This window comes from Serratia sp. CoH_122_TC_1 (assembly GCF_058191755.1).
This window is the reverse complement of record NZ_JBXWLA010000007.1, coordinates 81,947-103,872: the sequence shown is the minus strand read 5'-3', so window position 1 is coordinate 103,872 and position 21,926 is coordinate 81,947. Positions and strand designations below refer to the sequence as shown.

Annotated in this window: 19 protein-coding genes; 7 read left to right on the top strand and 12 right to left on the bottom strand. The window is 52.7% G+C overall.

All coding sequences use genetic code 11. The features are described 5' to 3' along the window. Positions 1-64: 64 nt before the first annotated feature. Positions 65-985 carry a (2E,6E)-farnesyl diphosphate synthase gene (gene ispA / locus AC2FC2_RS10810; protein ID WP_037424308.1) on the bottom strand — a complete coding sequence of 307 codons (921 nt, stop codon included), beginning with the start codon at positions 983-985 and terminating at the stop codon, positions 65-67. Positions 986-990: 5 nt separating this feature from the next. Then, entirely contained in the window at positions 991-1,254 is a 264-nt protein-coding gene (gene xseB, locus AC2FC2_RS10805; protein WP_209636557.1) for an exodeoxyribonuclease VII small subunit, read from the bottom strand. Positions 1,255-1,486: 232 nt separating this feature from the next. On the opposite strand from xseB, the gene thiI reads away from it, so the two are divergent. Next, the gene (thiI, locus tag AC2FC2_RS10800; protein WP_209636554.1) at positions 1,487-2,935 is read left to right on the top strand and encodes a tRNA uracil 4-sulfurtransferase ThiI; all 1,449 of its coding nucleotides are present in this window, start codon (positions 1,487-1,489) and stop codon (positions 2,933-2,935) included. Positions 2,936-3,090: 155 nt separating this feature from the next. Here thiI and yajL read toward each other — a convergent pair whose 3' ends face one another. Both yajL and panE read right to left on the bottom strand, forming a co-directional pair. Next, entirely contained in the window at positions 3,091-3,681 is a 591-nt protein-coding gene (gene yajL / locus AC2FC2_RS10795; RefSeq protein WP_265554600.1) for a protein deglycase YajL, read from the bottom strand. After that, positions 3,644-4,555 (bottom strand): 2-dehydropantoate 2-reductase, encoded by a 912-nt coding sequence (panE, locus tag AC2FC2_RS10790; protein ID WP_265554598.1) that lies wholly within the window; start codon positions 4,553-4,555, stop codon positions 3,644-3,646. Before panE ends, yajL begins: the two co-directional genes overlap by 38 nt. A gap of 182 nt (positions 4,556-4,737) precedes the next feature. Between panE and AC2FC2_RS10785 the strand changes: the two genes are divergently transcribed. Next, positions 4,738-5,229, top strand: a complete 492-nt coding sequence (locus tag AC2FC2_RS10785) for a YajQ family cyclic di-GMP-binding protein (RefSeq protein WP_209636547.1) — start codon at positions 4,738-4,740, stop codon at positions 5,227-5,229. 51 nt (positions 5,230-5,280) lie between these two features. Here AC2FC2_RS10785 and AC2FC2_RS10780 read toward each other — a convergent pair whose 3' ends face one another. From AC2FC2_RS10780 to AC2FC2_RS10745, 8 genes are all read right to left on the bottom strand, one after another. After that, a complete protein-coding gene (locus AC2FC2_RS10780) occupies positions 5,281-6,645 on the bottom strand; it encodes an MFS transporter (protein ID WP_209636545.1) in 1,365 nt (454 codons plus the stop codon). Positions 6,646-6,962: 317 nt separating this feature from the next. Further along, positions 6,963-7,853: a heme o synthase gene (gene cyoE / locus AC2FC2_RS10775; protein WP_012005526.1), complete on the bottom strand. Its 891-nt coding sequence runs from the start codon at positions 7,851-7,853 to the stop codon at positions 6,963-6,965. A gap of 17 nt (positions 7,854-7,870) precedes the next feature. After that, the gene (locus AC2FC2_RS10770) at positions 7,871-8,209 is read right to left on the bottom strand and encodes a cytochrome o ubiquinol oxidase subunit IV (RefSeq protein ID WP_012005527.1); all 339 of its coding nucleotides are present in this window, start codon (positions 8,207-8,209) and stop codon (positions 7,871-7,873) included. After that, positions 8,206-8,823, bottom strand: a complete 618-nt coding sequence (locus AC2FC2_RS10765) for a cytochrome o ubiquinol oxidase subunit III (RefSeq protein ID WP_209636543.1) — start codon at positions 8,821-8,823, stop codon at positions 8,206-8,208. The genes AC2FC2_RS10770 and AC2FC2_RS10765 overlap by 4 nt, the downstream gene beginning before the upstream one ends. Beyond that, positions 8,813-10,804, bottom strand: a complete 1,992-nt coding sequence (cyoB, locus tag AC2FC2_RS10760) for a cytochrome o ubiquinol oxidase subunit I (protein ID WP_209636542.1) — start codon at positions 10,802-10,804, stop codon at positions 8,813-8,815. Before cyoB ends, AC2FC2_RS10765 begins: the two co-directional genes overlap by 11 nt. A gap of 5 nt (positions 10,805-10,809) precedes the next feature. Next, positions 10,810-11,757 (bottom strand): cytochrome o ubiquinol oxidase subunit II, encoded by a 948-nt coding sequence (cyoA, locus tag AC2FC2_RS10755; protein WP_209636540.1) that lies wholly within the window; start codon positions 11,755-11,757, stop codon positions 10,810-10,812. 439 nt (positions 11,758-12,196) lie between these two features. After that, the gene (ampG, locus tag AC2FC2_RS10750) at positions 12,197-13,675 is read right to left on the bottom strand and encodes a muropeptide MFS transporter AmpG (RefSeq protein ID WP_400768503.1); all 1,479 of its coding nucleotides are present in this window, start codon (positions 13,673-13,675) and stop codon (positions 12,197-12,199) included. 53 nt (positions 13,676-13,728) lie between these two features. Next, positions 13,729-14,307: a lipoprotein gene (locus AC2FC2_RS10745; RefSeq protein WP_209636535.1), complete on the bottom strand. Its 579-nt coding sequence runs from the start codon at positions 14,305-14,307 to the stop codon at positions 13,729-13,731. Positions 14,308-14,672: 365 nt separating this feature from the next. Here AC2FC2_RS10745 and bolA point away from each other — a divergent pair, with 365 nt between their 5' ends. The 5 genes from bolA to lon all read left to right on the top strand — a co-directional run bounded on the left by bolA (position 14,673) and on the right by lon (position 21,826). Then, positions 14,673-14,987, top strand: coding sequence for a transcriptional regulator BolA (gene bolA, locus AC2FC2_RS10740; RefSeq protein WP_004940361.1), 315 nt, complete (start codon positions 14,673-14,675; stop codon positions 14,985-14,987). A 366-nt stretch (positions 14,988-15,353) separates the two neighbouring features. Continuing rightward, positions 15,354-16,658, top strand: a complete 1,305-nt coding sequence (gene tig, locus AC2FC2_RS10735) for a trigger factor (RefSeq protein ID WP_044548696.1) — start codon at positions 15,354-15,356, stop codon at positions 16,656-16,658. A 561-nt stretch (positions 16,659-17,219) separates the two neighbouring features. Continuing rightward, the gene (clpP, locus tag AC2FC2_RS10730) at positions 17,220-17,843 is read left to right on the top strand and encodes an ATP-dependent Clp endopeptidase proteolytic subunit ClpP (protein WP_020825491.1); all 624 of its coding nucleotides are present in this window, start codon (positions 17,220-17,222) and stop codon (positions 17,841-17,843) included. Positions 17,844-18,005: 162 nt separating this feature from the next. Then, on the top strand, positions 18,006-19,277 hold the full coding sequence (gene clpX / locus AC2FC2_RS10725; RefSeq protein ID WP_182821771.1) for an ATP-dependent protease ATP-binding subunit ClpX: 1,272 nt from the start codon (positions 18,006-18,008) through the stop codon (positions 19,275-19,277). A gap of 194 nt (positions 19,278-19,471) precedes the next feature. Next, positions 19,472-21,826: an endopeptidase La gene (gene lon, locus AC2FC2_RS10720; protein ID WP_209636533.1), complete on the top strand. Its 2,355-nt coding sequence runs from the start codon at positions 19,472-19,474 to the stop codon at positions 21,824-21,826. Positions 21,827-21,926: the final 100 nt, after the last annotated feature.

The following is a 21,926-nucleotide window of genomic DNA, read 5'->3' as shown; positions in this document are numbered from 1 at the left end:
CCGGGGGATTCGCTCAGTTGCCGCCTGGCTGCAACTTGAAGTCAATTGGGTATTACGTCACACGTTAATTGTCGCGTTCAATAATGAAGCTGGCTAACGCTCGCAATGGCGCTGTGTTATAAGATTGTGCTGCCAAAGTATCTAATGCAGCTAAAGCTTCCTGATAGAGATCCCACGCTTTTGCTTTCGCGCTGTCAAGCCCGAGCAAAGCTGGATAGGTGCTCTTTCCATGTTGCTGGTCTGCGCCTTGGCGTTTGCCAATTTTTTCGGTTTCGCCGACCACATCTAAAATATCATCCTGCACCTGGAACGCCAGGCCAATTGCAGCCGCGTAACGGTCGAGCTGTGGCAGCGCGGCACGACCAGGTTCTCCGGCGGCCAAGGCCCCGAGACGGACTGCGGCGCGGATTAATGCGCCGGTCTTGTGGCGATGGATCTGCTCCAATGCTTCCAGACCAACCTGCTGATCTTCGGCTTCGAGATCCAGCGACTGACCGCCACACATTCCCGCAACGCCGCTGGCGGTTGCCAATTCAGACACCATCGCTAACCGATCGCGCAACGCCACATCGGGCATGTCGGCATCGGCCAGAATGGAAAAGGCCAGCGTTTGCAGGGCATCGCCGGCTAAAATTGCGTTGGCCTCACCAAATTTGATGTGGCAAGTCGGCTGACCACGACGCAGGTCGTCGTCGTCCATGGCCGGCAGATCGTCATGGATCAGTGAGTAGGCGTGAATACATTCTACCGCAGCTGCGGGCGCATCCAAATTATTCAGTGATACGCCAAACATCTGCCCAGTGGTGTACACCAGGAACGGACGCAGGCGTTTGCCGCCCAGCAGCGCGCCGTGGCGCATTGCCGCCACCATATTGCCATTGTTGAACGGCAAGGGTGCGATAAAATCCAGCAGCGTGCGGTCGGCCCGCTGGCGCAACGCCTGCAGCTGGTCAGAAAAAGCGGTTTGTTGGACGGTCTCGGACATGGTGATTACTCGGCATCCGGTGTAAAAGGTGCCAGCGCAGTATCATCGGCACTGTCGTTAAGCAGAATTTGTACGCGCTGTTCCGCCTGCTGAAGCTTCTGCTGGCCCTGACGCGCGAGCTGTACGCCACGCTCGAACTCATTGAGCGCGTCTTCCAAAGGCAATTCACCCGATTCCAGACGCGTTACGATGTTTTCAAGCTCGCTGAGTGAGCTTTCAAAGCTGATGCTTTGCTCTGTACTGTCTGATTGTGCAGGTTTTTTCGGCATAGTTTTCTTTTTACATCATCATGTGAACAGTAGCGCCAGAGCCTATCCTAGCGGATTTTGATTAGCAAATCATGGCGCGCATGTGTGGTTTTGTGCACCGAGCCCCACCAGATGATGGTATACTCTGCGCCGCAAATGCGATTGATAAAACATTCGGTAGCCCCGAGGGCTTTATCAATCGCATATACATTGTAAATCCTTTTCCCACGTAATTCTGACAATAAAGACCGCCATGAAGTTTATCATTAAATTGTTCCCGGAAATCACCATCAAGAGCCAATCTGTGCGCTTGCGCTTTATCAAGATCCTCTCGACCAGTATCCGCAACGTCCTGAAGCAGTATGATGAAACACTGGCGGTTGTCCGTCACTGGGATCATATCGAAGTTCGCGCCAAAGATGAAAACCAGCGTCCGGTTATTGCCGACGCACTGACGCGCATTCCCGGTATACACCATATTTTGGAAGTGGAAGACCGCGACTATACCGACATCCACCATATTTTCGAGCAGACGCTGGAAGCCTATCGCGAGCAATTGGAAGGTAAAACCTTCTGTGTGCGGGTTAAACGCCGTGGCAAACAGGACTTTAATTCTCAGGACGTGGAGCGTTACGTCGGCGGCGGTCTGAACCAGCATATCGAAAGCGCGCGCGTTAAGTTGTCGCACCCGCAGGTGACGGTCAACCTGGAGATTGAAGACGACAAGCTGATGTTGGTGAAAGCCCGCCGTGAAGGCATCGGCGGTTACCCGGTGGGGACACAGGAAGACGTACTGTCGCTGATTTCTGGTGGTTTCGACTCAGGCGTTTCCAGCTATATGCTAATGCGTCGTGGTTGCCGCGTGCATTATTGCTTCTTCAATCTGGGTGGCGCTGCGCATGAAATTGGCGTGCGCCAGGTGGCTCACTATCTGTGGAACCGCTTTGCCAGTTCGCACAAGGTGCGGTTTATCGCTATCGACTTTGAACCCGTGGTTGGCGAGATCCTGGAAAAGGTTGAAGACGGCCAGATGGGCGTGGTGCTCAAGCGCATGATGGTACGTGCTGCTTCGCAGATTGCTGAACGTTATGGCGTGCAGGCACTGGTGACCGGTGAGGCCTTGGGCCAGGTGTCCAGCCAGACGCTGACGAACCTGCGCTTGATCGACAATGCGTCCGATACGCTGATCCTGCGTCCGCTGATCTCCCACGATAAAGAGCACATCATTAAAGTAGCGCGTGAGATTGGCACCGAGGATTTCGCCAAGACCATGCCGGAATACTGCGGTGTGATCTCGAAAAGCCCGACGGTAAAAGCAATCAAAGCGAAGATCGAAGAAGAAGAAGCTAACTTTGATTTCAGCATTCTCGATCGTGTGGTGAGCGAAGCCAAGAACGTGGATATTCGTACTATCGCCGAGCAAACGCAGGAACAGGTTACCGAAGTGGAAACCGTGGCGGCGTTTGGCACTGACGAGGTGATTCTGGATATTCGTTCCAACGACGAACAGGAAGATAAACCGCTGAAGCTGGATCAGGTAGAGGTAAAATCCCTGCCGTTCTACAAGCTCAGTACCCAGTTTGGCGATTTGGACCAGAGCAAAACCTACCTGCTGTACTGTGAGCGTGGCGTGATGAGCCGCCTGCAGGCGCTGTACTTGCTGGAGCAGGGGTATAGTAACGTCAAAGTCTATCGTCCTTAAATCCACTTCATACTTGAAGCTGCACCTGTGTTGGCTGCATGCGCTCACCCCGGTCACTTACTCAAGTAAGCTCTCGGGGATTCCCGCACTGGCCGCCGGGTTGCAGCTCCAATTATTTTGTGGATTATATATTTTAACCTCAGAACTGATGCTTGCTAATCGCGGAAGTCGTACATCCCCGGTATCAGCACTAATTGCGCCGCGATTTCCGCCGCTTTCGCTTTACCCAACAGCAAATCAATCAGCTTCAGCGCAAACTCCATAGACGTTCCCGGCCCTTGGCTGGTGAGCAGGTTAACGCGTGCATCAAAGACCACACGGCGCTCCATCCATTTGTCCGCAGGGATCTGTTCTTTCAATCCTGGGAACCCGGTCATATTCCCGATGGGAAACAGGTCGTGGTGCTGTAACACCAGTGCAGGTGCTGCACAGATAGCCGCGACGATATTGCCTTGCAGATGCATTTGACGCACTTTCTCCACCAGCAGCGGGCTGTCACGGAAACATTCGGCACCTTTCAAGCCGCCGGGCAGCACGATGGCATCAAAAGGCTCGTCCACAATCGATACCAAGGGCGCATCCGCCAACAGCTTAACGCCGCGCGAACAGACAATGGTCAGGTCGCCATCACTGGCCACACTGGCCGTAGTGACGTTAACGCCCGCTCGTACCAGCAGATCGATGGTAGTGACGGCTTCGGTTTCTTCGCTACCAGGTGCCAGGCAGACCAGCGCCGATACGCTCATATTCATTTTCCTTTCGCTTAATCAATTCAAACAGCCGCGCATTTTCTGGCAGGGTGATGCCATGGCTACGTGCGCGGCGCAGGAGGTAGCCGGTAATGTAGTCGATCTCCGTGTGCCGTTGGGTACGGATGTCTTGCAGCATCGAAGAGATATTGTCTGCGGTACTCTGGATCACGGCCATGACGTACTGCAGCAACCCTTCACAAGAGGTGTGGTAGCCCTCCATTTCCATCACACTGGAGACCTCGCGGCAGATAACTTCAATTTGCTCTGGATAGCGCTGAAGATCACCATTACGGCAGTTATACAGCGCCGTCAGCGGGTTGATTACGCAGTTGACGGCCAACTTACGCCAATTCGCAGAGGCAATATTATTGTGCCAGGCGACATCAGGCAGGGCTTGATGCAGCACCTCTGCCAGATGGCTGAGGGATATTGCCGGCGGGGAGGTTGGGCCAATATGCGTGGTGCCCCCCGCGACGTGGATAATCGTGCTGCCGTCATGGCGTGCTGCATGGGTTGTGGTTCCCTGCAATATCGGCTGGTTGTTTGCCGGGAGTTCATCCTGAGTACCCATGCCGTTATGCAGTAACAGGATGGCGCAGCGCGGGTTCAACTTCGGCAACAGCGCACTGACTGCGCCGGATACCTGCCAGGCTTTCAGGGTGACCAGCAGCAGTTCACTCTGCGCCAAATGTTCGGGATCGTTGGTGGGCAAATTACGGTTGAACGAGGGGCCATTAGGCTCAATCACGTTCACTGCGCAGAAGGGTTGTGGCACTCGCAACCATCCCTGTACGTCATGGCCCTGCTGATAAAGTCGAGAGAGCCACAGCTGTCCGAGCGCACCGCAACCAAGAATAGTTATTTTCATCCAGACTCCTTGGGGTAACGGGAATATCGCTCTATTACTGTCGTATAATTATAGACTTTTCCGTTGTTCGACGGGTTATTCGCCAACAGGTTAGGCAGATTTTGCCTGAGGCCTTAAAGCGGTTATCATGCTCGGCATCGAAATCGCCTATCGCATTAGGCTCTCATTCAGGAGGAAGAAGTATGCCATCTTTCGACATTGTTTCCGAAATTGATATGCAGGAAGTGCGTAACGCCGTTGAGAACGCCACGCGCGATCTTGGCACGCGTTGGGATTTCCGTAACGTGCCGGCCAGCTTCGAGCTGAACGAAAAAAATGAAAGCATTAAAGTTGCCAGCGAATCTGATTTTCAGGTGCAGCAGTTGCTTGATATTCTGCGTGAAAAGCTCAGTAAACGCAGTATCGAAGGCAGCGCGCTTGAGATCCCGGACGAAATGACCCATAGCGGAAAAACCTACAGTGTGGAAGCCAAGCTGAAGCAAGGTATCGAAGCCAGCCAGGCGAAGAAAATCGTCAAGTTGATCAAAGACAGCAAGCTGAAAGTTCAGGTGCAAATCCAGGGTGAAGAAGTCCGGGTAACCGGTAAGTCACGTGACGATCTGCAAGGCGTGATGGCGCTGGTACGCGGTGCCGATCTGGGGCAGCCGTTCCAGTTCAAGAACTTCCGCGATTAAGGTTTTTGCGAAGGCGAAGATCGTGAGGGGCCAGCTTGCTGGCCCTTTTCTTTACAGTGAATTCACCAGCGCTTCCAATTGGCCGCGGTTGGTTTGTTTGGTATCGACCTTTACATAGGCGCTGCGCTCTTCCGGGACCACTATTGCCTCCGCCACGCCCGGCTGGGCTTTCAGGCGGCTTTCCAAGGCTGAATCTTTCACTGCCAGTTCCGACAATGTAATACGTAGGCTACTGACGTATGGCGGTTCTTGCATGGTACTGCTGACCAAGAACCAAATGGCCGCCAGCACCGCGCCGGCGATAAATACCAGCCCAGCGCCCTGCAGGCCATACAGGAAACCGCCCAGACTGCCACCTATCGCGACGCCAATAAATTGGCTGGTAGAGTAAACGCCCATCGCCGTGCCTTTATAGCCAGCAGGGGATTCTTTACTGATCAGTGAAGGCAGGATTGCTTCCATCACGTTAAAAGCCATAAAGAATAACTGTACACCTGCAATGATGCCCCACAGGTGCGCGCCGGACAGCCACAACAGTATTTCAGCGCAGAACAGCACCGCCACGCAGCCCATAAAGACTTGCTTCATTCGGCGTTTCTTCTCAGCGTAAATGATAAAGGGCACGACGGCGGCAAAAGAAACCAGCATGGTGACCAGGTAGACGATCCAGTGTTCGCTCGGGGCCAAACCTGCTTTTTCCATCGCCAATGGGAGTGCCACGAAGCTGGACATCAGCAGAATATGCAGGCACATAATGCCGATGTTCAGTTTTAACAGGCGGGAGTTACTCAGCACTTTGCTGAAACTGCCGCGCACTATGCTGGATTCACGGTTCAGCACGTGATGGCTTGCGGAAGGCACGACCGTCAGAGTGATTACGATACCGGCCAGTGCCAGCACGGCAATCATCCAAAACAGCGCATGCAGGCCGAAGGCGTGGGTGACAATCGGGCCGACGACCATAGCAATAGCGAAAGTTATACCGAAGCTCACGCCGATAAACGCCATGGCCTTGGTACGGTTTTGTTCCCGGGTGAGATCTGACAGCAGCGCCATGACTGCCGCCGCGATAGCGCCAGAACCTTGTAATGCCCTGCCAAGAATAACACCCCAGATAGAGTCGGTTGCGGCGGCAATCACGCTGCCCAAAGCAAAGATCAGCAGGCCGCCGACAATCAGCGGTTTGCGGCCGATGCGGTCGGAGATCAGACCAAAGGGGATCTGGAAGACAGCCTGTGCCAGGCCGTAAATGCCGATAGCAATACCGATCAATGTTTCGCTGGCACCGTTCAATGCCATGCCGTAGGTGGTCAGTACCGGCAGCACCATAAACATGCCGAGCATGCGCAGTGAAAATACCGTTCCTAATCCCCAGGTCGCCCGGCGCTCCAGCGGGGTCATTGCATTATCGTTCATTAAAACCTCATTAAAAGCCATTCCGTCAGGTTATCGGTGATAACGCCTGATGGGATAGCTTCTGTTAAAACTGCGTCATTTTAGTGTGAAGGGTAGGGGGGGTAAATCTAATGTTGTTTAGCAGATATTACAGCTTCCCCTTGAAGCTACAGCGCTGTTGACCGCGAGCACTTACCCCGGTCACTTGGTTGGTCAAGCTCCCGATGATTCGCACTCTTGCCGCCTTGTTGCAGCTCCGATCATTTCGGGAGTAAACGGATTTCTGAACTGACAAATAAAATGGGCCGCTTACGCGGCCCATTTACAGACGATTTGGCTTACCAGACGTACGTCATCAGGGCTTCCGGCGCCGCGGTGGCGCTGAAGTCGATAGACATCATGACGCTCAACGAGGTGATGGCAACGATCGAGAACACGAATAGCTTACGTGCCCACACGCTGTCATTTTCGGTTTTGTAACCACGCAGTGCCATGCCCAACCACCATACGCTTACCGCCGCAGCGACGATCAGGTATTTGTAGCCAGCGTAGCCGCCCAGGGTCAACATCAGGGTGGCAATCATAAACGCCACAATGTAGACCGTGATGTGGTTCTTCGCCACCGAAATGCCTTTGACGACCGGCAATACCGGGATGTTCGCCGCTTGGTAATCTTTAAAGCGGAAGATGGCAATCGCATAGGAATGCGGCATCTGCCACAGGCTAAAGATAGCCAGCAGGATCAACGCACCAGCATCGAACTCATTGGTCACCGCGCAGTAACCGATAACCGGTGGCGCAGCGCCCGACAAGCTGCCGATCAAGGTGCCGTATACCGAGTGACGCTTCATGTACAGGCTGTAGACGCCGACATACACCACGAAACCCATCACCGCCAGCCACATGGCTAACGGGTTGGCACCGATATACAGCAACGCAAAGCCCGCAATACCCAGAGCGGTAGCATAAACCAGGCTTACACTCGGCGCGATCAGGCCTTTAACCAGCACCCGATTCTTCGTTCTCTCCATTTTCTTGTCGATGTCACGGTCAATGTAGTTGTTAAACACACAGCCCGAAGCGACAACCAACGAGACACCCACGAGGGTGGCGAGAAACAGGGGATAGTCGATGCTCCCTTTGGAGGCGAGCAAAAATCCCCCGACGACAGAAATTAAATTGCCGAAAATAATTCCTGGTTTAGTTACTTGCAGGTATTGCTTAATCATCACGTCCAGCTCTGCTCTTAATCGACCATCATATTGATGTTGAGGTTGTACATAATCCAGAGTGAACCTACAACAACGATACCGATGATCATAGCGGTGAACAGTAATGCCACCAGGTTCCAGCGCTCTTCCGATGAGGTATTCATGTGCAGGAAGTAAATCAGGTGAACAACAACCTGAATCACTGCCATGCCAACGACAACCGCCAGAATGGTTGAATGAGAGGCTGTACCGCTCATGACCATCGCAAATGGAATCACCGTCAGGATGATCGACAGAATAAAGCCGATCAGATAGGTCTTGACGCTACCGTGGCTTGCGCCGCCGTGAGAAGTTTCATGGGATGAATGACTCATGACATAACCCCCAGCAGGTAAACAACGGTGAATACGCAGATCCAGACCACGTCCAGGAAGTGCCAGAACAGGCTCAGGCACATCAGACGGGTTTTGTTGGTTGACGTCAGGCCACGCTTGCTGACCTGAATCATCATGATGACAATCCACACCAGGCCGGTAGTCACGTGCAGACCGTGGGTAGCAACCAGTGCGAAGAAGCCGGACAGGAACGCACTGCGATCCGGACCATAACCTTCAACAATCAGGTGATGGAATTCATAGATTTCCATCGCTACGAAGCCCAGACCAAACAGGAAGGTCAGGAACAGCCAGGTATTAACGCTGCCAACCTTGCCTTTGTTCATGCCGATCATCGCCATACCGTAGGTGATGGAGCTGAACAACAGCAGGAAGGTTTCAACCAGGACAAACTTCAGATCGAAGATGTCTTTGCCAGAGGGACCGCCCGCGGTCCCGTTCACCAGTACTGCATAAGTCGCGAACAAGCTCGCAAACAAAATACAGTCGCTCATCAGGTAGATCCAGAATCCGAAGACTTTGGTCTCTCCTGCGTCGTGGTGCCCATGCTCTGCATGGGCTGCGTTATGGTTAGTCAGAGTATCAGTTGACATGTTTCACGCCTGCTTTGCTGATTTGTTCATAGTGTTGGTTTTCAATGCGCTCGATTTCATCAACCTGCACATAGTAATCAACATCTTCATCGAAGCTCTTGGCAATCCAGGTCACGATCATACCTACGAAGGCAGCGATCGCCATCCACCAGATGTCCCAGATCATCGCGAAACCAAATACCAGGCTGAAGCCAGCAATAATCACACCGGCGCCGGTATTTTTCGGCATATGAATGGGTTCGTATTTCGCCGGCTTCTTATAAGCTTCGCCTTTTTCTTTCATGTCCCAGAACTCATCACGGTCATGAATCTGTGGCACTACGGCAAAGTTATAGAACGGCGGTGGAGACGAGGTCGCCCACTCCAGCGTACGAGCACCCCATGGGTCACCGGTCAGGTCACGGTTCTGCTCACGGTCACGCACACTGACGTAGATCTGAATCAGTTGGCACAGGATACCGCAGGCAATCAGAGCCGCGCCGCCAGCTGCTACGAGCAGCAGTGGGTGGAACTCTGGGTTGATGTTCTGGCTGATACGACGAGTCATACCCATAAAGCCCAGAGCATACAGCGGCATGAAGGCCACGAAGAAACCGATGATCCAGAACCAGAACGCACGGATACCCCATTTTTCGTTCAGCGTGAAGCCGAAGGATTTAGGGAACCAGTAGGTCAGGCCAGCGAAGCAACCGAACACCACACCACCGATAATCACGTTATGGAAGTGGGCAATCAGGAACAGACTGTTGTGCAGCACGAAGTTCGCGCCCGGTACTGCCAGCAGAACGCCGGTCATCCCACCAACGGAGAAGGTGATGATGAAGCCGATGGTCCACAGCATTGCGGAGTTGAGCTGAATGCGGCCTTGGTACATGGTGAACAGCCAGTTGAAGATTTTCACCCCGGTAGGGATGGAAATGATCATGGTGGCGATACCGAAGAAGGCGTTAACGTTAGCGCCGGACCCCATGGTAAAGAAGTGGTGCAGCCATACGATGAACGACAGAACGGTAATCGCGATGGTTGCCCATACCAGTGAGGTATAGCCGAACAGGCGTTTTCTTGAGAAGGTCGCGGTGACTTCAGAGAACACACCAAACACTGGCAGAACCAGGATATACACCTCTGGGTGACCCCAGGCCCAAATCAGGTTGATGTACATCATCATGTTGCCGCCCATATCATTGGTAAAGAAATGGAAGCCCAGGTAGCGATCCAGGGTCAGCAACGCGATAGTCACGGTCAGAATTGGGAAAGAAACGATGATCAGGACGTTAGTACACAGCGCCGCCCAGGTGAACACCGGCATCTTCATTAAAGGCATGCCAGGAGCACGCATCTTCATGATGGTTGCGAAGAAGTTCACACCGGTCAACAAGGTACCCAGACCAGAAATCTGCAGACTCCAGATCCAGTAATCGACCCCGACACCAGGACTGTATTCCTTGCCCGACAGCGGCGGATACGCCAACCAGCCTGTCTGCGCGAACTCACCGACACCCAGAGAGATGTTGATCAGCACGACACCCACCACGAAGAACCAGAAGCTCAGGGAGTTCAGGAACGGGAAGGCAACGTCACGAGCACCGATTTGCAACGGTACGACCACGTTCATCAGACCGACCACGAAAGGCATCGCCATGAAGAAGATCATGATCACGCCGTGAGCGGTAAAGATTTGGTCGTAGTGGTGCGGCGGCAGGAATCCGGCCTCGCCGGCGGACGCAAGCGCCTGCTGGCTACGCATCATGATGGCATCGGCGAAACCACGCAGCAACATAACCATTGCCACGATGATGTACATGATACCAATTTTTTTATGGTCGACCGAAGTCAGCCAGTCTTTCCATAGCCACTTCCACTTGCCGAAATAGGTTATCAGGGCCAGCAGAGCCAAGCCCCCAATAATAATTGCAGCAACGGTGACTACGATGATTGGTTCGTGGTACGGAACCGCATCAAGCGTTAATTTTCCCAACATCAGTTTTATTCCTCGGCTCCGGCGTGAGCATGTTCACCCATGTCCATACCCTGGCTCATGTCCATACCTTCGTGCGCGGAAGCGCCTTTGTGCATGTCCATATCGCCCATGAATTTGCCAATCGTTTCTTTGAACAAATTCGGTTTGACACTGGAGAAGTACTCGACCGGGTTATTTTCACTCGGCTCTGCCAGTTTGTTAAAGTCGCTGGTGGCGTTAAGGTTAGTCGACGATGCTTTCACCTTGGCAACCCACTGATCGAAGTCGCCTTCGGTTGGGGTGACAATGGCGGTGAATTTCATGCCGGAGAACCCGCGACCGCTGAAGCTGCTGGAAATACCGTCGTATTTGCCTGCTTCATTGCCGATCAGGTGCAGTTTGGTCTGCATCCCGGCCATCGCATAAATCTGCCCACCTAACTGAGGAATAAAGAACGAGTTCATTACCGAGTTAGAGGTGATCTTGAATTCGACTGGAACATCTTTCGGGAAGGCCAGCTCATTAACGGTTGCGATGCCTTGTTCTGGGTAGATAAACAGCCATTTCCAGTCAAGCGACACGACTTCGATCGTCATTGGCTTTTTGTCAGTGACAATCGGCTTGAACGGGTCGAGTTCGTGCGTCGTTTTCCAGGTAATGGTGCCAAGGATGGCGATGATAATGATAGGAATGGTCCAGACGACCGCTTCGATCTTGTTGGAATGTGACCAGTTCGGACTGTATTTGGCATCTTTGTTGGAAGCACGGTACTTCCAGGCAAAGGCGAACGCCATAAAGATAACTGGTACCACTACGATCAACATTAATGCGATTGCGGTGATAATCAGTGTCCGTTGCTCAACACCAATTGCTCCTTTGGGATTCATCAATACCATATTGCAACCACTGAGCATTACAGTGGAAGCAATTAAGGCCAACATCCCAATACTTTTATTGTATTTCTTAAGTCTCATCTAACGACCTCAATTACAAAGGCTCTATTGTCGTTTCATGTGTGCGGGCATTTTACGGGAAGGTTGCAGTACTGTAAACATGCTTAAGGGAGTGTCAGCGGCTTGTTGACACTTTCTGTTAAGGGGGTCACAGATGTCACGCTGCGTGACAATTTACTAATGGCAACAACGCGTTGGCACGCTGAATCGTGCCGGGTAATTCGTATGTTAAGGAAAACTAAAGGTATGATGAATCTTGCATGTAGAAACCCTTTTTTGAAATACGAATGAAAGGTTTATTTAATGTAAAATTATTGTGTCTTAAAAGTGAATTTAATTTTATTTCTGACTGCCGCACTCGGATAAAAAAATAATTTGGACGGGAATTATATTTTTTAACTAAATAAATACATCACTCTGATGCATTTTTGCCGACCGGCGCGATGACCGGTCGGCGATATCACGCCAATTTAGTACGGCGTAACGCCAGATAATCCAGCACACTGCCCATTGCAATGCCCACCAGACTCAACGCGGCGCCTAACTGCAACAGCCGATCGGCCAGATTTGGCAAGGCACTCCAGTCAAGCGCGTTGGTGATCAGTAGAACCAGCCACAGGCCCAACAACGAGCAGCCCAGCGTCAGCATGCGTAATGCCCAACGGTAATACTGGCGGAACTCGGTGCGCGGCATGAAATTATCGGTACGTTGGGTATATTCCAGCGTCTGACGGCACAGGCGCAGCAGCAACAGGCCCGGCAGGGCAGCGGCGATTGAGAATAAATAAAAGAGCGGCCAGCCGTGTGCTTCGACAAACCAGCCGGCAATCGGGCCAACATAAACGCGCCCAACGGCGGACAGTGCAGACAAAAGTGCAAACTGGGTGGCGGAAAATGACTTGTTGCACAGCGTCATCAGTAATGCGACGAAGGCTGCGGTCCCCATTCCTCCGCACAGATTTTCCAGGAAAATGGCGCTGCCCATGGTCATAAGGTTTTTATCGGTAACGGCAAGGATCCAATAACCGAGATTGGAAACCGCCTGCAGGATACCGAACAGCATCAGCGCGCGGAACAAACTCAGGCGCTGCATCAGCACGCCGCCAAACAGGGCGCCGACGATGGTGGCGAACAGGCCCAGCGTTTTATTCACCAGACCGACTTCCCCGGCATCGAAGCCAACGCCGCGGATCAGGAAGGTGGTGCTCAGGCTGCCGGCAAAGGCATCCCCCATCTTGTACATCACGATCAACAGTAAAATCAGCCAGGCGTTGTTACGCGCAAAGAAATCACGCAACGGGGCAACCACCGCTTGTTCCATGGTGCGTGGCGCAGGAATGCTGTCGTCCGGTTCGGGAGCCATCAAGGTGGCGGCAATACCAATCAGCATCAGCCCAGCCATCAACCAATAGGTTGACTGCCAGCCAAAATAGCGATCGGCCAGCCACAGCGCTAACCCACCGGAGACCAACATCGCCAGGCGATAACCCAGAACCGAGATAGCGGCGCCGGCACCGCGTTCTTCAGCGCTCAGCAGGTCAGTTTTATAGGCGTCAAAAACGATATCCTGCGATGCAGAACAGAAGGCGACCAGTACCGCCAACGCCGCCAGCCACCACAAGTCTTGCGCCGGCTGCATAAAGCCCATCGCAACAATTGACGCGACCAGCAGTAATTGGCTGATCAGCAACCAGCCACGCCGCCGCCCAAGGAATGGCGGGGTATAGCGGTCCATAAAGGGGGACCACAGGAATTTGAACACATAGGCCTGGCCAACCAGAGAGAAAATACCAATGGTTTTCAGATCGATGTTTTCGACGGTCATCCAGGCTTGTAGCGTGCCGGAGGTCAGTGCCAGTGGCAGACCCGACGCAAAGCCCAGCAGCAGGAGGATGGCAGAATTACGCTGGGTGAAAATATTCAGATACTGTTTCGACATGAGTTCCCTGTCTGCACCGCCCGATGATCCGGGCGGCACAAGGCGAGCGCGGCTTAACGCGCGTTTTGCTTGATAAAGTCGTTGACGCTGGTGTCTTGCGCCATATCGGCAATAACGTCACCCAGCACGCTATTAACCGCGTTGGTGATTTTCTCGTTGGTTGCGGTGAAGGCGCCCTGGACGTTATACGTGGAGCGATAGTTCTTCACCTGCTTGCTGCCGTTCTTCGCCTGAGCGATGATCGAAATATCCGCCTTGGTGGTGATGTTGTAGCGGAGGTTGCCTTCAGAGACGTCCGCATACAGGTTATTGACGACGATTTGCAGGTCAACCGCACCGTCTGCGCCAATCATGTAACCGCGAGCGCCCATTTGTTTCTCCAGCACTTCTTGCAGCAGGAAGCGCAGATCACGTGATGGCGTCAGCGTCACAAGCTGACCGTCGCGGTTCACTTTTGCCAGTGCCTGATCTTTACGCTGATCCGCACCGTTAATGCTGATGGTTACGCCTTGCAGCGTAGGATCTTGCTGCGGCAGCACAATTTTTGGCGTCACGTTCAAGGTGTTGCTGCTGGTAGCACAGCCAGCCAGCATCAGTGCGGCCAACAGTGGAAGGCAAAGTTTTTTCAACATAGTTACTGTCTCATTCTCGATGGATTTTAAGCTGCTGCAAACCGCCAAAGGCAGAGCGGCGGGTTTGAGCACGCTTTCTGTAATAATCAGAGCGGGATAGCCAACAACAAATTGTCGACATCATAGCATCGCCGCCAGCCGGAGGAAGCGCAGAACGCACCGGAGTGACAAATTTTTACCTGCCGTTGATAAAAACATGCTTTTTTGACCGCCTCAATCAGATAAACCTCAAGCGGCGGCGGATGTTGACCATTTTTTGCCCGCAGAAAAGAGAAATTTACCTGAGGAATGGTCTAAAAGGGGGGAAAGCGGCTAATATTGAAATAGATGGGGCGGTCCTCTGCCGGTGTAGTAAAGGAGATCCTATGATTCGCGAGCAAATAGAAGCAAAGTTAAGGGCGGCGTTTGAGCCCGCGTATCTGGAAGTCGTTGATGAAAGTTATCGTCACAACGTTCCGGCGGGTTCAGAAAGCCATTTTAAAGTCGTATTGGTCAGCGATCGCTTCGTCGGCGAACGTTTTCTGACTCGGCATCGTTCAATTTACGGCGTGCTGTCTGAAGAGTTGGCAGATGGCGTCCATGCGTTGGCATTGCACACCTATACCCTGAAAGAGTGGGAAGGTTTGCAAGATACCGTGCCAGCATCACCCCCATGTCGTGGGGCCGGTACCCTAGCCTGATGGCTAAATTTGCGGTATCAGTGGAACTTTGACCACGAATTGGGGTATTACTACAGACGAATTTTGGAACGGCCTGCGGGCCGTGTCTGTTTTTGACGACGACACAGCCGATGCGCCATGCAGCTAAGGCCGGGTCGGTTTCGGCGGCCTTTTGGCGATCAAATCGACAAAAGTGTGAGTTTTAGCGCGCCGCCGCCGCCTTGCTTTCCTCGACTCGCTCCGCATGCGCCGCTATAATGTCGCGTCTTATTTTTCCGGAATGGTTTCGGGACGCTTCTGTCATCAGGAAACTCGGTTCTGTAATGTAGCCGTCCTGGTTCTTGGAACGGAGTTGACCGAGCACTGTGATTTTTTTGAGGTAACAAGATGCAAGTTTCAGTAGAAACCACTCAAGGCCTTGGGCGCCGTCTCTCTATTACTGTACCCGCTGATACAATCAAGCAGGCTATCAAAAAAGAGCTGATCAACGCGGCAAAAAGCGTTCGTATCGATGGCTTCCGTAAAGGCCATGTACCGATGAACATCGTTGAGCAGCGTTATGGCGCTTCCGTTCGCCAAGACGTGCTGGGCGAAGCGATGCAACGCAGCTTTGTTGATGCGATCATCAAAGAAAAGATCAATCCGGCTGGCGCACCAAACTATGTGCCGGGCGAGTACAAAGAAGGTGAAGACTTCACCTTCGCCGTTGAGTTCGAAGTGTATCCAGAAGTTGAGCTGAAAGGCCTGGATGGCATCGAAGTTGAGAAGCCAGTTGTCGAAGTTAACGACGCTGACGTTGACACTATGCTGGACACTCTGCGTAAACAGCAGGCGACCTGGAAAGACAGCGATCGCGCAGCGCAAGCTGAAGACCGTGTGACTGTTGACTTCTCTGGTTCTATCGACGGTGAAGAGTTTGAAGGCGGCAAAGCCTCTGACTTCGTACTGGCTATGGGCCAGGGCCGCATGATCCCAGGCTTCGAAGAAGGTCTGGTCGGTCATAAAGCCGGTGAAGAATTCACCATCGACGTTAACTTCCCAGAAGATTACCACGCTGAAAACCTGAAGGGCAAAGCGGCTAAGTTCGCTATCGTTCTGAAGAAAGTAGAAGAGCGTGAGCTGCCAGAGCTGACTGAAGAGTTCATCAAACGTTTCGGCGTGGCTGATGGTTCTATCGAAGGCCTGCGTGCTGAAGTGCGTAAAAACATGGAGCGCGAGCTGAAAGGCGCAGTGCGTAACCGCATCAAGACTCAGGCAATCGACGGTCTGGTCAGCGCTAACGAAATCGACGTTCCAGCTGCGCTGATCGACGGCGAAGTTGACGTTCTGCGCCGTCAGGCTGCACAGCGTTTCGGTGGCAACGAGAAGCAAGCGCTGGAACTGCCACGTGAACTGTTCGAAGAACAGGCTAAGCGTCGCGTTGTTGTTGGCCTGCTGCTGGGCGAAGTGATCAGCACCAACGATCTGAAAGCTGACGAAGATCGCGTTAAAACGCTGATCGAAGAAATGGCTTCTGCTTACGAAGATCCAAGTGAAGTTGTTGAGTTCTACAGCAAAAACAAAGAGCTGATGAACAATATGCGCAACGTTGCTCTGGAAGAACAAGCGGTTGAAGCCCTGCTGGCAAAAGCGAAAGTGACTGAGAAAGCCACTACCTTCAGCGAGCTGATGAACCAGACTCAACAGGCGTAATGCCTGTACGTCGGGGCGCACAGGTTGCGCCCTTGGGAACGGCTTGCTGAGTCCCGGCGTTAAAAAAGCCCGTAACCTTCGGTTGCGGGCTTTTCTTTTGGCCACGTTGCTGATTAATCTCAGGTTAAGCGTGACAATATGCACTATATTTACACTGTTGTTCTTGGAACAGTCTGGCATGATGTTTACTGCCAGTTCGTGGGTGCGCAGGGTAACCGCTAAAAATACGTGACCGGGCTTGAAAATCTCTCAGCGGCCCCAATCTGTAAAAAGTATATGTATACCCTATAGCTTTCAAGTTGCAGCTAGGCGCCCAACTCGCTCATCCCCAGGCGCTTACTCGAGTAAGTAACTGGGGTGAGCAAGTGCAGGTAACAACGCTGTGACTTGAAAGATGACGGGGAAAGGCTGTTTGCCAGAGTGCGCGGGATAAGAAAAACCGTCGGGTACGTGTGGCGTGGGTCGAATGCTTGAGCATAGTCATCATGACCGTTCTCAAGTAGAATCGGTGTAATAGGGTGTAACCCTGGCCGCCAAGGCAATTTCTATTAGGAGACGGTAATGTCATACAGTGGCGAACGAGATCAATTTGCACCTAACATGGCCCTGGTGCCGATGGTGGTAGAGCAGACTTCACGCGGGGAGCGTTCTTACGACATCTATTCCCGCCTGCTGAAAGAGCGCATTATTTTCCTGACCGGCCAGGTCGAAGATCACATGGCCAACCTGATTGTGGCGCAGATGCTGTTCCTCGAGGCAGAAAGCCCGGAAAAAGACATTTACCTGTACATTAACTCCCCGGGTGGCGTGATCACCGCTGGCATGTCAATCTATGACACCATGAAGTTCATCAAACCGGATGTCAGCACCATTTGTATGGGCCAGGCATGCTCGATGGGCTCGTTCCTGCTGACTGCCGGTGCTAAAGGCAAACGCTTCTGCCTGCCAAATTCACGTGTGATGATCCACCAGCCGCTGGGCGGCTATCAGGGCCAGGCGACGGATATCGAAATCCATGCGCGTGAAATCCTGAAGGTGAAGGCTCGCATGAATGAGCTGATGGCAGAACATACCGGCCAGTCATTGGAGCAGATCGAACGCGATACCGAGCGTGATCGCTTTATGACCGCGGAAGAAGCAGTAGAATATGGTCTGGTTGACGGCATTCTGACGCACCGCAAGTAAGACCACGCGGCTGGCGAGGTAATATGTGCGAGCCGATAGACTATAGTAATCAGAGCGGGCGCGGCTCGCTCTGGTGAGCATTATCGGCATTCCCGGTATGAATTGGGGCGCACGATCGCCGTGATTTTCCTGCGGAACAAAGACTAAAGAAGAGGTTTACTGATGACAGATAAGCGCAAAGACGGTTCAGGAAAGCTGCTGTACTGCTCTTTCTGCGGCAAAAGCCAGCATGAAGTGCGTAAGCTGATTGCCGGTCCGTCAGTGTATATCTGCGATGAATGTGTTGACCTGTGTAACGACATTATTCGCGAAGAGATTAAAGAAGTTGCCCCGCACCGTGAGCGCAGTGCGCTACCGACGCCGCACGAGATCCGCCACCACCTGGATGACTACGTCATTGGTCAGGAGCAGGCGAAGAAAGTGCTGGCTGTTGCGGTGTATAACCACTACAAACGCTTGCGCAATGGCGATACCAGTAACGGTATTGAGTTGGGCAAAAGCAATATTCTGCTGATTGGCCCGACCGGTAGCGGTAAAACCTTGCTGGCGGAAACGCTGGCGCGCTTCCTGGATGTCCCTTTCACCATGGCCGATGCCACCACGCTGACCGAAGCCGGTTATGTGGGTGAGGACGTGGAAAATATTATCCAGAAGCTGCTGCAGAAATGTGACTACGATGTGCAGAAAGCACAGCGTGGCATTGTCTATATCGATGAAATTGATAAGATTTCTCGTAAATCAGACAATCCGTCTATTACCCGTGATGTTTCGGGTGAAGGCGTGCAGCAGGCACTGTTGAAGCTGATCGAAGGCACCATTGCTGCCGTTCCACCGCAAGGGGGTCGTAAGCATCCGCAGCAGGAATTCCTGCAGGTTGATACCTCGAAAATCCTGTTTATCTGTGGTGGCGCATTTGCCGGCCTGGATAAGGTGATCGGTCAGCGCGTCAATACCGGTTCCGGTATCGGCTTCGGCGCAACCGTGAAGGGTGAAGCAGAGAAAGCAACGGAAGGCGAATTGCTGCTGCAGGCTGAACCGGAAGATCTGATCAAGTTTGGTTTGATCCCAGAGTTCATTGGTCGTCTGCCGGTGGTCGCTACGCTCAGCGAGCTGAGCGAAGATGCGCTGATTCAGATCCTGAAAGAGCCGAAAAATGCCCTGACCAAACAGTATCAGGCGTTGTTCAATCTGGAAGGTGTCGAGCTCGAATTCCGTGAAGAAGCGTTGAATGCTATCGCCAAGAAAGCCATGACACGTAAAACCGGTGCACGTGGCCTGCGTTCTATCGTAGAAGGCGCGCTGCTGGATACCATGTATGACCTGCCCTCTATGGACAGCGTCGACAAAGTGGTGATCGACGAGTCGGTCATTGCCGGTCAGTCCAAACCGTTACTGATTTACGGCAAGCCGGAAGCGCAGGCTTCAGGCGAATAATTCGCCAGTCAAACCAGAAAGTTAATACCAAAATGGGGGATTTTATCCCCCATTTCTTTTTCCTGCATTCTTGCCGTTGAATGTAAGAGATTCATCCCCATATACTCATTAACCAGATTTTATGAAACGTTTGATGCTTGCGTCTCATGAGATTCCCCTCAACCTGGCGGAAGTTAAACTTAAGAGAGAGCTCTATGAACCCTGAGCGTTCCGAACGCATTGAAATCCCCGTCTTGCCGTTGCGCGACGTGGTGGTTTATCCGCACATGGTGATCCCGTTATTTGTTGGCCGGGAAAAATCGATTCGGTGCCTCGAAGCAGCAATGGATCATGATAAGAAGATCATGCTGGTGGCACAGAAAGAGGCCTCAACGGATGAACCTGGCATTAATGATTTGTTCTCTGTCGGCACCGTAGCGTCGATCCTGCAGATGCTGAAATTGCCCGATGGCACGGTAAAAGTGCTGGTAGAAGGTCTGCAACGGGCACGTATTACTACGCTTTCCGACAGCGGTGAGCATTTTGCTGCCCAGGCAGAATATCTTGAGTCGCCGGCAATTGATGAGCGTGAGCAAGAAGTCCTGGTGCGTACAGCCATCAATCAGTTTGAAGGCTACATCAAACTGAACAAGAAAATTCCACCGGAGGTGCTGACGTCATTGAACAGCATCGACGATGCTGCACGCCTGGCGGATACCATCGCTGCGCATATGCCGCTGAAACTCAGCGACAAGCAGTCGGTACTGGAGATGTTCGATATTACTGAACGTCTGGAGTACCTGATGGCGATGATGGAATCGGAAATCGACCTGCTGCAGGTTGAGAAACGTATCCGTAACCGCGTCAAAAAACAGATGGAAAAAAGCCAGCGTGAGTACTATCTGAATGAGCAGATGAAGGCGATTCAGAAAGAACTGGGTGAAATGGACGACGCGCCGGACGAGCATGAAGCGCTGAAGCGTAAGATTGAAGCGGCCAAAATGCCGAAAGAAGCGCGCGAAAAAACCGAAGCGGAACTGCAAAAGCTGAAAATGATGTCACCGATGTCTGCGGAAGCGACCGTGGTACGCGGGTACATCGATTGGATGTTGCAGGTACCGTGGAATGCGCGCAGCAAGGTGAAAAAAGACCTGGTTAAGGCGCAGGAAGTGCTCGATATCGATCACTACGGCCTGGAACGCGTCAAGGATCGTATCCTTGAGTATCTCGCAGTGCAGAGCCGCGTTAGCAAAATCAAAGGGCCGATCTTGTGCCTGGTAGGGCCTCCAGGCGTGGGTAAAACCTCGCTGGGGCAGTCGATCGCCAAGGCGACCGGCCGCCAGTACGTGCGTATGGCACTGGGCGGCGTGCGCGATGAAGCGGAAATCCGCGGGCATCGACGCACCTATATCGGCTCAATGCCGGGCAAGCTGATCCAAAAAATGGCCAAGGTGGGGGTGAAAAACCCGCTGTTCCTGCTCGATGAGATCGACAAAATGTCTTCGGACATGCGTGGTGATCCTGCTTCTGCACTGCTTGAGGTGCTGGATCCGGAACAGAACGTGGCGTTTAACGATCACTACCTGGAAGTCGATTACGATCTGTCCGACGTGATGTTTGTTGCCACCTCAAACTCGATGAACATTCCTGCGCCGTTGCTGGATCGTATGGAAGTGATCCGCCTGTCAGGCTATACCGAAGATGAGAAGCTTAATATTGCCAAGCAACACCTGTTGCCGAAGCAGCTTGAGCGCAATGCCCTGAAGAAAGGTGAACTGACGGTAGACGACAGCGCCATTGTCGGCATTATCCGTTTCTACACCCGTGAAGCTGGGGTGCGTAGCCTGGAGCGTGAAATCTCCAAGCTGTGCCGTAAAGCGGTGAAAACGCTGCTGATGGACAAGAAGACCAAGCATATTGAGATCAACGGCGACAACCTGAAGGATTACCTGGGTGTGCAGCGCGTCGATTATGGTCGTGCGGATACCGAAAACCGTGTGGGCGAAGTTACTGGCCTGGCGTGGACGGAAGTGGGTGGCGATCTGCTGACCATTGAAACCGCCTGCGTACCGGGCAAGGGCAAGCTGACCTACACCGGTTCTCTGGGTGAAGTGATGCAGGAATCGATTCAGGCTGCACTGACCGTGGTGCGTGCGCGCGCGGACAAATTGGGGATTAATCCTGATTTTTACGAGAAGCGTGACATCCACGTGCACGTGCCGGAAGGCGCTACGCCGAAAGATGGCCCAAGTGCCGGTATTGCGATGTGCACAGCGCTGGTTTCCTGCCTGACAGGCAACCCGGTTCGCGCAGATGTGGCAATGACCGGTGAGATCACGTTGCGTGGTCAGGTGTTACCTATTGGTGGTCTGAAAGAGAAACTGCTGGCGGCGCATCGCGGCGGTATCAAAACCGTGCTGATTCCTTTTGAGAACAAGCGCGATCTGGAAGAGATTCCGGACAACGTTATCGCCGATCTGGATATTCATCCGGTGCAGCGAATCGATGAAGTTTTGAACCTTGCGTTGCAAAACCCGGCCTTCGGCGCACTGCCGGTAGCGGCAAAATAGTGACGAATCGCAAAAACCATTGATAAAACTTATGCTGGCAAGTCATTTCGGACTTGCCAGTCTTTTTTTGTACCGCTAAGTTAGAAAGCTATCGGCCCGC